Annotated in this window: 9 protein-coding genes; 4 read left to right on the forward strand and 5 right to left on the reverse strand. The window is 72.3% G+C overall.

Going from position 1 to position 11,008, the window contains the following annotated elements; translation table 11 throughout:
- Positions 1 to 4: 4 nt before the first annotated feature.
- Positions 5 to 979 (forward strand): alpha/beta fold hydrolase, encoded by a 975-nt coding sequence (locus BFF76_RS24415; RefSeq protein WP_078850779.1) that lies wholly within the window; start codon positions 5 to 7, stop codon positions 977 to 979.
- A gap of 77 nt (positions 980 to 1,056) precedes the next feature.
- On the opposite strand, the gene BFF76_RS24420 is transcribed toward BFF76_RS24415, so the two are convergent.
- From BFF76_RS24420 to BFF76_RS24435, 4 genes are all read right to left on the reverse strand, one after another.
- Positions 1,057 to 3,471 carry an endonuclease/exonuclease/phosphatase family protein gene (locus BFF76_RS24420; protein WP_065849072.1) on the reverse strand — a complete coding sequence of 805 codons (2,415 nt, stop codon included), beginning with the start codon at positions 3,469 to 3,471 and terminating at the stop codon, positions 1,057 to 1,059.
- A 294-nt stretch (positions 3,472 to 3,765) separates the two neighbouring features.
- A complete protein-coding gene (locus tag BFF76_RS24425; RefSeq protein WP_199831505.1) occupies positions 3,766 to 4,947 on the reverse strand; it encodes a DUF1266 domain-containing protein in 1,182 nt (393 codons plus the stop codon).
- Complete coding sequence (locus BFF76_RS24430) at positions 4,947 to 6,122, reverse strand: DUF1266 domain-containing protein (protein ID WP_381824224.1); 1,176 nt, start codon at positions 6,120 to 6,122, stop codon at positions 4,947 to 4,949. Before BFF76_RS24430 ends, BFF76_RS24425 begins: the two co-directional genes overlap by 1 nt.
- Positions 6,123 to 6,184: 62 nt before the next feature.
- Positions 6,185 to 6,598 (reverse strand): VOC family protein, encoded by a 414-nt coding sequence (locus BFF76_RS24435; RefSeq protein ID WP_031099751.1) that lies wholly within the window; start codon positions 6,596 to 6,598, stop codon positions 6,185 to 6,187.
- 130 nt (positions 6,599 to 6,728) lie between these two features.
- Between BFF76_RS24435 and BFF76_RS24440 the strand changes: the two genes are divergently transcribed.
- Both BFF76_RS24440 and BFF76_RS24445 read left to right on the forward strand, forming a co-directional pair.
- Positions 6,729 to 8,237, forward strand: coding sequence for an MFS transporter (locus BFF76_RS24440; protein ID WP_065849073.1), 1,509 nt, complete (start codon positions 6,729 to 6,731; stop codon positions 8,235 to 8,237).
- A complete protein-coding gene (locus BFF76_RS24445) occupies positions 8,234 to 9,265 on the forward strand; it encodes a glutathione S-transferase family protein (RefSeq protein WP_031099747.1) in 1,032 nt (343 codons plus the stop codon). The genes BFF76_RS24440 and BFF76_RS24445 overlap by 4 nt, the downstream gene beginning before the upstream one ends.
- 5 nt (positions 9,266 to 9,270) lie before the next feature.
- Here the strand turns inward: BFF76_RS24445 and BFF76_RS24450 are convergent, their stop codons facing one another.
- Positions 9,271 to 10,134, reverse strand: coding sequence for a DMT family transporter (locus BFF76_RS24450; protein WP_065849074.1), 864 nt, complete (start codon positions 10,132 to 10,134; stop codon positions 9,271 to 9,273).
- Between the two features lie 95 nt (positions 10,135 to 10,229).
- Here BFF76_RS24450 and BFF76_RS24455 point away from each other — a divergent pair.
- On the forward strand, positions 10,230 to 11,008 hold a 779-nt coding region (locus BFF76_RS24455; protein ID WP_141695652.1), incomplete at its 3' end, for a winged helix DNA-binding domain-containing protein.

Below are 11,008 nucleotides of genomic sequence, written 5' to 3' on the forward strand. Positions count from 1 at the left end.
CGCCATGCCCGAGGAGATCGTCCGTTCACTGGCGGTGGACGGTGTGCGTTACGGCTATCGGCTCCTGCCCCGCGACCCGGCCGCCGGCGGAACGCCGGTCACCGAACCGGTGCTGGTGATCGGAGGCGCGCTGCAGGGCATGTTCGGCTGGCCGCAGATGGACGACCACCTGGGCCGGGTCGCCGATGTGGTGACCGCGGACCTGCCCGGCATGGGTTCGGCGGACCCGCTGCCGCCCGGCCCCGCGGCCCCGGTCCTGCGCGCAGCCGTCACCGGGATCATCGACGACCTGGGCGCCTCCCGGATCAATCTCTTCGGCTTCTCCTACGGGGCGGCCGTCGCATTCGGCTGCGCCCGGCACGACCCGGGACGCGTCGCGCGGCTCGTCCTCGGCGGTGTTCCGACCCATATCGGTGAGGACCGGCGGGCCTACTGGCACCGGGCGACGCAGGCGCTGGCGGAGGGTGACGCGGAGGGTTTCGCGGCGCTGGCCGCCGACGGGCTGATGTGCCTTGACCCGGACCGGCCCGTGCACCGCCGGGAGCTCGCCCGGCGCTATGTGCGGCGCTCGTTCCTGCACGCGCTCGCCCACTCGGAGCACGCCGCCGACTCGCTGCGGCGGGCGCTGGGGGACCGGCCGGACTTCTCCGGCGGGCTGTCGGGCGTGCCGGCCCTCGTCTTCGCCGGGGAGCACGACACGGTGACTTCGGCCGAGCTGCAGCGCGAGTTCGCCGCGACGATCGAGGGAAGCCGCTTCCTCACCATCCCGGAATCCGACCACTGGGTGGTGCTGGAGCGGTCCGAAGAGGTCGCTGCCCTCGTGACCCGCTTCTTCACGGACCAGCCGCTCGATCCGGCCGGGGTGCGGCTCCCGCACCAGGCGCGGGCCGGGGAGGCAGGGGAGTCCGTTCCGGCCGTGTCCACCCCGGCGCCCTCCCCGCTCCCCGGTTCGCCCGCCCGGCGTCCGGCACCGCGCTGAGCTGACCGTGCCTCAACGCTGTGGTGACGCGGCACAGTGCGGGTGGCGGCCCCGGCCGGGGCCGCCACCCGGGTCTGTCAGTGCTGGTGGCCCTGGCCCTTCACGTCGATCCGCACGATCTGCGGGTCGTGGTCGCTCGCCTGGTCGGCGAACTCCGCGTTGATGTGCACCACGTCGTAGTCGAAGCGGCGGACCGCGGGGCTGGTCAGGATGTGGTCCAGCGTCTGCGAGTTGCCGTCGTAGACATAGCTGTACTGCTCACCCGCGGGCAGCGTCGTGATCAGCGGCCTGAGCACCTTGCCACTGGTCAGCGCCTTCATCGTGGGGGAGAAGGCGAAGTCGTTCAGGTCGCCAAGCGTGACGACCCGGGCCGACCTGTCCGCCTTCAGCAGCGACGTGACGAAGGTGTTGACCTCCTCCGCCTGCCGCACGCGCTGCGTCTCCGAGCTCCGCACCGGCTCCTGGTAGCGGCCGTGCAGGGACTGGTCGCCACCCTTGGAAGCGAAGTGGTTGGCGATGACGAAGACCGGCTCGCCGCGGAAGCGGAACTCGCCCACCAGCGGCTTGCGGCTGCTGTCCCAGGCCGTGCTCGTGGGATTGATCCGGCCGGGCGAGACGGAGAGCGTGGCACCCTTCTTCGTCTTCAGCGCCTGCACCGCGGTGGTCGCGTCGCCGCCCGGGCGGTCCACGAAATCGACCCGGTCGGGGTTGAAGAGGAAGACGTTACGGATGTTCCCGCCGGGCTCGCCGCCGTCCTTGCCGTTCTCGGGTGCGACGTAGCGCCAGGCGTACTGCGGGCCGCCCGCGGCGACGATCGCGTCGGTGAAGCGCTTCAGTGTCGCCTCGGACCCCACGGTGCCGTCGTTCACCGCACCGTTGTCGTCCTGGATCTCCTCCAGGGACACGACGTCCGGGGACGAGAGGCTGACGGCCACGCCCTGGGCGAGGGTGTCGAACTTGGCCTGGGTGTCCGCCGCGTCGAGGTTCTCCACGTTGTACGTGGCGACGGCGAGCTCCTTGCGCTTCTGCTTCCGCGTCACCTCGCGCTGCAGGCCGTTGTCCTTCAGCGCGCCCAGCTCGGTTGCCTGCACGTTGTAGCCGCCGTACGACGCGTAGTCGACGACGCCCGTGGTGGAGCCGGACAGCACGTCGCCCACATCCGCGACCGGGACGGGCTGCGCGGCGTTCAGCGACATCACCTTGAGGCGGCCGGTGTTCTGGTCCTCGTAGGAGGCGTAGAGCGTGCCGCCGCGCCCGGTCGGGTTCTCCTGCGGCTTCACCGTGACCCAGACCTCGTCGTACGCGGTCGTCGCGCCCGTCACCCGGGTGTCGGCCATCGTGACGCGGGTGCCTTCGAGCGACTCGTACAGATCCAGGGCGTACGCCGCCGGGTCCAGGGCGAGGGCCTCGACCGAACCGCCTCCGGCCGTCGGCACATAGGCGTCCGGCACCGAGGCGGCGTCAAGGACGAACGCCTCGGGCAGGGCGTTGCCCGAGGACAGGACCGTGGTCAGCGGGCCGGTGATCTGGGTGAGCGACTGGGCACCGGTGGCCGGGTAGTACTCGGCGACCTTGCCGCTGACCAGGACCGAGTCGCCGACGGCGACCGCCGGGGCCGCCGAGCCGGTGTAGACGAACAGGCCCTCGCTCGTACGGGCGTCGTTGTCCGGCGCCGTGTCCTGGATCCAGAAGCCGCGCGAACCCGTGGTCCGTACGCCGGTGACGACGCCGGGCACCCCGGTGACCGACTGCCCGACCAGCGGGGAGAGCCGGGTCGTGCCCTGGATGTCGTGCGACCGCACTGTGCCGGGCTCGGTCGGCCCGCCCGGCTCGCCCGGCCCGGAGCCGCCGGAGGTCTCGCCCGCCGCGTTGACGGGTGTCGTGGTGCCCGCGGTCAGATCGGCGGCGTTGTCATCGGTGTCCGCCAGGGACGTGCCCCGGGCCACGGAGGCGGTCGCGGAGGCGCCCGTCACCGGGCCGCTGCCCTCGCGCACGACCGCGGAGCCGTAGCCGACGAGATCGACGATCCGGGTGTCGGCGGCGCAGTCCGCCGCGGTCCTGCAGGTGAGGGGGGTGGTGCCGGACACGAGCGCGACGGTGCCGCTGGCCGCCGACATCGCGACCGTGCCCGTCGCGTCGGCGGCCGGCAGGGCCACCGTGCCGCCGGTGCCCGCGGCCTGCGCGACGAGGTAGCGGCCACCCGGCGCGACGGCGCCGGACAGAGCGGAGACCTGCCACAGCGATCCGGCGGAGGGGGTGCCCGGCAGGTACTGGACGCTGAAGCCGGACAGGCCGAACGGGCTCTGGCCGGCGTTGGCCAGCTCGATGTAGTCACGGGTGAGCGTCGCGCCGGAGTTGCCCCCGCCGCCGTACACCTCGGAGATGACGGCCGACGTCGACGGTGCCGCGAAGGCTGCGGGCAGCGCGGTCACCGAAAGGGTCACGGCGACGGCGGTGGCCAGCAGGGCGGAGCCGGGTCTGGCTATGTGCACGGGAACTGCCCCCAAATGTGTAGTGAGGGCCAAAAACTATGCGCGTAGACCCGTCGTGGCAAGAGATTGAAGGTTAATTCCGGGCGTCATTGCCCCACGCCCGCCCGACAGTTCGCCGACGGTACGGCAGTCCACGACGCGGCCGGTCACCGAGGCCGGCCGCGCCGAGGGCCCTGCAGCGGCCTCGCCACGGCGGCGGCCCGCTGACCGGCCGCCCCGGTACGGGCCCGCGACACGGCCGCACCGGACCCGGGCCGCGGCCGGCGTGCGCACGGAGGAGGTACTGCAGGGGGCTCAGCGCCAGGCGAGGTTCCGCCACGGGCTGCCTTCGCTCTCCGTCAGCAGACGGTGCGCCGTGACGTTGCTCAGGTAGTAGTCGCCGTAGTCCTCGCCGTCGAACCGCAGCACACGGCCGAGCGCGTACCCCGCCGAGAAGTCCTCCCAGGAGTGGTAGGCCGACCTGCTCAGCGCACCGGCGTACACGATCGCCTGCTCCGCCTCGTGCGGCACGCAGAAACGGGCGGACAGCCCCCACCTGGCCAGGTTCACGGCGCGCCCGTAGTCGTAGGCGACGGTCGTGGTGACCCGGCCGTCCGGCGGCAGCAGCCCGTCGGCGCGGAACCGGGCCTCGTACCTGAGGATGCGCCGCACCAGTTCCTCGATGTCCTTCACCGTGCCGTGGCCCACCCCGATGTCCTGGGCGTGCCCGGCGGCCGTCTCGCGCCACAGCTCCGCGGAGGGCTGCTCGCCCATCCCGGCCCTGAGCTGTTCACGCACCCGGAGCACGAAGTCAGGCTCGGCCGGACTGTTCCGGGCGTCCAGCAGGAAGTCCAACTGCCTTCGCCAGCCGGTCGGTTCGGTGATGCCCCAGGAGTCGCGGAGCGTCTCCCGCTCGCACGAGTACTCGTGGTAGGCGGTGCCGACCTCGTTCCACGGCACTCCGTTGCCGACCGCCAGATGCGCCCCGCACGCCAGTCCGTAGGCCAGGGGACCGTGCAGTGCCCCGTGCCGCAACGCGATCAGCCGGTCGTTGTCGGGGCGGTCGTTCTCCGCGTGGTAGCGCAGCCACATCGCGCGGTGCGGTGGCGTGGTGGGGAAGAGGATCTGGGCCGGAGTGCCCGTGTTGACCGACAGCAGTTGATGGGGGTCGCGCCATTCGAACTCCGCTATCCACTTGAGGGACACGGCGTGGAACACCCACTCCGGGTGCCACGGCGGCAGCATCCCCCGGGTGAGCACCGGCCGGCAGCTCCGTCCGGCTTCGTCCCGGTGCGAGCGCCACGTCACCATGTGGGGAGCCGCGTCCACCTCGGCCTTCGGTGCGAGGATGTAGAGCTGCTCGCCCGCCAGCACACGCAGTTGTGCCTCCGCGTCGCCGCGCGCGCCCGCCTCGTACAGCAGGTGTTCCGTCACGGACGGAGACACCCAGGGAGCGCCGTGGGCAGGGTTGCCGGGGTAGGGAGGCAGCGAGTTCATCACCATGCGACGTTCCGGTAGGGGCTGTTGGGGTCCTGGGTCAGGACGCGGTGCTGAGCGAGCGACTGCTCGTACTTCACTCCGGACGGATCGTCCGCGTCGAAGTGCATCACGCGGGTCAGCGAGTAGCCCAGGGAGAACTGTGCCCAGGAGCCGTACGCCCGCTTGGCCAGGGCACCGATCCGCAGCACGGTCTGTTCGGCCTCGTGCGGATCGCAGAGGCGGGCACCCAGCGCGAGCCGTACGACGTTGACCGCCCGCCCGTAGTCGAAGGCGGCCAGCGTGTCGACCCGCATTCCCGCGCCGAGGGCGCCGTCCGCACGGAACCTCTCCTCGTACGTGACGGCCAGCCGCAGCGCCTCATGGGCCTCGGCCGTCCCCTCCGCCGTGGACTGGCGGCGCGTCATCTCGGCGGTGACCGCCGCGGACCACTCGGGAACCGTCGGGGTGCGGCTCAGCCGCACGGCGAGGGAACGACGGATCTGGAGCACCGACTCGTGGGCACGGCCGACCAGCCGGGTGGCCAGCAGCGATTCGATGGTCTCCCGGTAGGCGGCGCGGGTCTGCACACCCCAGGGATTACGGAGCCGTGCACGGTCCGTCGCGTATCCCTCATAGGCGGCGCCCAGGTCGTTCCAGACGAGACCGTTGTGCACCGCGAGGTGGGCGCCGAGGGCCAGTCCGTGTGCGACCGGCCCGTGCAGCGGACCGGCCGCATGGGTCAGCAGCAGGCCGCCCCGCGGGCCACCGGACCGCGCGTGGGCCTTCAGCCATGCACGGCGACGCCCCGCACCGGCCTCGACAGTGAGCGCGTACGGCGTGCCGGGATTGATCCCCAGCCACCGCACCTTGTCAGGCCACCGGCGTGCGAGTTCGTCGAGACCGACCGCCTCGAACACCCAGTCGGGATGCCAGGGCGGCAGCATGCCGGACGTCAGCACCGTGACACACATCCGGTCCGGCCTCGCGGGGTCCGGCTGCGCGGTGAGCGGCGGAGCGAATCCGGGGGTGTCCGCGTGCAGCCTGGCGACGAGCACGAAGAGCCTGCTCGCGGCCAGTGCGGCCGGCAACGCCTCCCGGTCGCCTGCCGCCGCCGCTTCGAGCAGAAGCCGTTCCGCTTCGGTCGGCGGCGCCCACGCCCCTGTCCCCGTCATCGTCCCTGTCCCCGTCGTCACCCTGGGATCCTACGGAACGCCCCCACCGGCCGGGGCGCTGACCCTGGAGACGGGACGCACCCCTAGGAGGCCGGGGCGGCCGACGACGGCAGGGCCGGATACACCGCCATCGTGAACGAGTGCCCGGCCGGGTCGTTGTAGACCCGTTCGTCACGCGGACCGCCGTTGCTGTCCCCCGTGTCCACCGGCCGGGCGCCGAGACCTATTGCCTCGCGCTCGGCCTCGTCCATGTCTCCAGGGCCCACCAGGATGCGCAGATGTGCCTGCAGGGAGTCCTCCGGGCGCGGCCAGCTCGGCGGCGCGAAACCGTGGTCGCGCCGGACGGCCAGATGCACCCCGGAGTTGCCCACTATCTCGATGAAATCGGGATCGCTCCCGATCCGCGCCTCCGCGTCGAGGAGGTTGGCGTAGAAGTCAGCGAGCTCAAGCGGCTCGGTACAGTCCAGGACCAGAACGCTCGTTTTGGCGACAGTCATGACCGACCGGTACCCCCGATGGGCCCGGGCACGCCGGACCGGCGCCGTCCACCGCCGACCGGGGACCGCCACCCCACCGCACGGCGCGCCCGGAACGATGACCGGACGGGCGCGAACTAGGGTGCGGACCATGGCAGAGAGCACGGAGCACCGGGACACGGGCATGCCCGGCCCCGGCCCCGGTGACCCCCGTCGCTGGCGTGCCCTCGCCGTCTGTCTGGTGGCGGGGTTCATGACACTGCTGGACGTCTCCATCGTCAATGTGGCGCTGCCGTCCATCAAGGAGGGCCTCGACACCCCGGAGTCCGACCTCCAGTGGGTGCTGTCCGGCTACGCGCTCGCCTTCGGGCTCGTCCTCATCCCCGGCGGACGCCTCGGCGACGCACGCGGCAGGCGCGCGGTGTTCATGGCGGGCCTGACCCTCTTCACCCTGGCCTCCGCCGCCTGCGGGGCCGCCCAGTCCAGCCTCTGGCTCGTCATCGCCCGGCTCCTCCAGGGGGCGGCGGGCGGGCTGCTCTCCCCCCAGATCTCCGCGCTGATCCAGCAGATGTTCTCCGGGCGCGAACGGGGCCGCGCCTTCGGTATGTTCGGCACCGTGGTCGGCATCTCCACCGCCGTCGGCCCGCTCCTCGGCGGCCTCCTGATCCAGGGTGCCGGGGCCGAGGAGGGCTGGCGCTGGGTGTTCTACGTCAACCTGCCGATCGGGATCGTCTGCCTCCTCCTGGCACGGCGACTGCTCCCCGACACCCCGTCGGCGACCCGGGTACGCCCGCGCGACCTGGACCCCTTCGGTGTCCTGCTGCTCGGCGCGGGGGTCCTCGCCCTGCTGCTGCCGTTCGTCCAGGCCCAGCAGTGGCCGGGCGACGGCAAGTGGCTGCTCGTGGCAGTGGCCGCGGTCCTTCTCGCGGCGTTCGTCGCCTGGGAGTCCCGCTGCGCGCGACGGAACGTCCAGCCCGTGCTCGACCTGTCGCTCTTCCGGCTCAGGTCGTTCTGGCTGGGCTGCCTGATGATCCTGATGTACTTCGCCGGCTTCACCTCGATCTTCTTCATCAGCACGCTCTATCTCCAGTCCGGGCTGCAGTACAGCGCCCTGGAGGCGGGCCTCGCGATCACCCCGTTCGCCCTGGGCGCGGGCGCGTCGGCGAGCATCGGCGGCCGGCTGGTCGGCCGGTTCGGACGGCCTCTCATCGTCGTGGGACTCACCATGGTGGCCGTAGGACTCGGTCTCACCGCGCTGGCCGCACACCTGGTCCCCGGCAGGGGCGCCGGCCTCGCGATGGCGGCCCCGCTGCTGCTGGCGGGTCTGGGCAGCGGGCTGGTCATCGCCCCCAACCAGGCCCTCACCCTCTCCGAGGTCCCCGTCCACAACGCGGGCAGTGCCGGCGGCACCCTCCAGACCAGCCAGCGCGTCGGCTCGGCCATCGGGATCGCCGCGGTCGGCTCGGTCTTCTTCGCCCGGCTGGGCCCCGGCGACTGGGCGGCGGCCTACGACCACGGACTCCTCGTCTCGGTCGCGTTCGTCCTCGCGGGCCTGATCGTGGCCCTGGCCGACGTCGTGGCGGGCAGGCGGGGAAGAGGACGGTCCGAAGCGCCCTCCGGGGCACCCGAATCCACCGACGCGCGGAAGGGAACACCATGAGCGACACCGAGGACCCGGAACCCGGCGGGAACACCTCGTACGGCCACAAGCCCTTCAAGCGCTCCCGCAGCCACTTCGCCGACCGCATCACCGCGGACGGCCGTGACGGCTGGCCCGTCGAGGCAGGGCGCTACCGCCTGGTCGTCAGCCGGGCCTGCCCCTGGGCGAGCCGGGCCCTGGTCTCACGCCGGCTGCTCGGACTGGAGAGCGCCCTCTCCCTGGCCGTCGCCGACCCCCTCCAGGACGACCGCAGCTGGCGCTTCACCCTCGACGAGGGCGGCAAGGACCCGGTGCTCGGCATCGCCTACCTGAGCGAGGCCTACGACGCACGGGAACACGGCTACCCGGGCGGTGTCAGCGTGCCCGCGATCGTCGACGTACCGACCCGGGCCCTGGTCACCAACGACTACCAGCAGATCACGCTGGACCTGGCCACCGAATGGACCGGGCTGCACCGCCCCGGCGCCCCCGACCTCTACCCGGAGCGGCTGCGCGACGAGATCGACACGGTCATGGACGGCGTCTACCGGGACGTCAACAACGGCGTCTACCGGGCGGGATTCGCCACCGGACAGGGCGAGTACGAGGCGGCTTACGTCGATGTGTTCCGCCGCCTCGACCTCGTCTCCGAACGCCTCGCCGGACAACGCTACCTGGTCGGCGACACGATCACCGAGGCCGACATCCGACTGTTCACCACCCTGGTGCGCTTCGACGCCGTCTACCACGGACATTTCAAGTGCAACCGCTCGAAGCTCGCCGAGGACCCCGTCCTGTGGGCGTACGTACGGGACCTCTACCAGACCCCGGGCTTCGGCGACACCGTCGACTTCGACCACATCAAGCAGCACTACCACCGGGTCCACACCGGTATCAATCCGACCGGCATCGTGCCGCTCGGACCCGACCTGTCGGGCTGGCTGACCCCGCACCACCGTGCGCAGCTGGGCGGCCGCCCCTTCGGCGACGGGACCCCGCCCGGGCCGGTGCCGCCCGGCGAGGAGGTCCCGGCGCGTGGCCGGCCCTGAGCGGTTCACCCCGTGCGTGGCGACGCGTCCGCCGTCGCCAACGGGGACCGGGCGAGGACGACACAGCCGGCGGCGATCAGAGCCACCCCGGTCAGCTGGGGCAGCAGCCACCAGCCGGTCCGCAGCTCCTCCCCGAACAGGGCCACCCCGTAGGTGATGCTGATCAGCGCGTCCCCGAGCGTCAGCATCGGCTGCACCGCCACCAGGGAGCCTGACTGGAGCGCGTTCTGGAGGAGGAACAGCGCGCCCACACCGGCCACCGCGGTGGCGTACAACTGCCACGCCGTCAGCAGACCGGCCGCACCGCCGGCGTCCAGCCGCGACATGGCGTCCTTCATCAGCGCGGCCGTCAGCGCGTACCCGCACGCCGCGGCCAGACCGAGCAGCGCGGCCCGGGTGTTTCCGAAGGTGCCCAGCGCGGCGGCGATCAGCACGGCCTCGAAGGCCGCGGTCGCCGCCAGGGCCGGGACCCAGGCAGCGCCCTGCACGTCGTCGCTTCCGCCGACCGGTGCCGCGGCGGCCATACCGAGGGCCAGGCCCAGCGTCACCGCTGCCACCCCGCACCAGACCTGCCGCGGGACCCCGGCCCGCATGACGAACCCGGCGACGAGCAGGGTCGCGGGCAGCTCGATCACGAAGATCGGCTGGACCACGGCGATGGGCCCCGTGGCCAGGGCCACCGCCTGGCAGACGGCGGCGACGATCACCAGACCGATCCCGGCGAGCCACACCTTCTTCCGCATCAGATGTCCGATCAGCGACAGGCGCATCGCCTCGCTGTCGGGAACTCCGGCGGCGGCACGGCGCTGCAGCACCGAGGCGGTGCCGTTGCTCAGAGCGGTCAGGACGGCGAACAGGACACTGATCACCGCCCCATCATGCGGGCCGGTGCCCTGCTGCCGGTGGTGCAGCCGACCGTGCGAGTGTCGCCCGTCCCGGCCGGCGCCCGCGTAGTCTGCGGACCATGGCCGCCAAGAACGCTCCCGTGCTCTCCACCCGCGCGCTCAACAGAGCCACGATGGAGCGGCAGTTGCTGCTGCGCCGCACCGCCGTCCCGGCGAAGGACGCCATCAGCCGTCTGGTGGGTCTGCAGGCCCAGAACACCCGGCCGCCCTACTTCCAGCTCTTCTCCCGGCTGGAAGACTTCGACCCTGCGGAGCTCGCGGCACTGATGGAGTCCCGCCAGGTGGTCAGGATCGTCACCCTGCGCTCCACCATCCACACCCACACCGCCGAGGACGCCCTCACGCTGCGCCCCCTGGTCCAGCCCGCGCGCGACCGTGAGCTGAGCATGTTCCGCAGCGGCCTCGCGGGGGTCGACCTGGAACGGCTCACCTCACTCGCCAGGGAGCTCGTCGAGGAACGGCCGCGCACCATGAAGGAGTTGCGGGAGGAACTGCTCCCCCACTGGCCCGACGCCGACCCCCGGGCACTCGCCGTCGCCGCCCGCTGCAGGCTGCCGCTGGTCCAGGTCACCCCGCGCGGCCTCTGGGGGCGCAGCGGACAGGTCGCCCTGACGACCGCCGAGCACTGGCTGGAGCGCCCCTCGCAGCCGGCCGCCTCGCCCGACGCGACGGTGCTGCGCTACCTCGGCGCCTTCGGACCGGCCTCGGTGAAGGACATGCAGATGTGGGCCGGGCTCACCCGTATGCGTGAGGTCTTCGACCGGCTGCGGCCCGGCCTCGTCACCTTCCGCGACGAGAACGGCGTCGAACTCTTCGACCTGCCCGACGCCCCACGCCC

The sequence above is a fragment of the Streptomyces mutomycini genome, from assembly GCF_001700505.1.
Taxonomy (GTDB): domain Bacteria; phylum Actinomycetota; class Actinomycetes; order Streptomycetales; family Streptomycetaceae; genus Streptomyces; species Streptomyces mutomycini.

Coding starts and splice junctions, on each gene's coding strand:
- BFF76_RS24415 (WP_078850779.1), top strand. CDS start 5: ATGCCCGAGGAGATCGTCCGTTCACTGGCGGTGGACGGTGTGCGTTAC.
- BFF76_RS24425 (WP_199831505.1), bottom strand. CDS start 4,947: ATGAACTCGCTGCCTCCCTACCCCGGCAACCCTGCCCACGGCGCTCCC.
- BFF76_RS24435 (WP_031099751.1), bottom strand. CDS start 6,598: ATGACTGTCGCCAAAACGAGCGTTCTGGTCCTGGACTGTACCGAGCCG.
- BFF76_RS24440 (WP_065849073.1), top strand. CDS start 6,729: ATGGCAGAGAGCACGGAGCACCGGGACACGGGCATGCCCGGCCCCGGC.
- BFF76_RS24445 (WP_031099747.1), top strand. CDS start 8,234: ATGAGCGACACCGAGGACCCGGAACCCGGCGGGAACACCTCGTACGGC.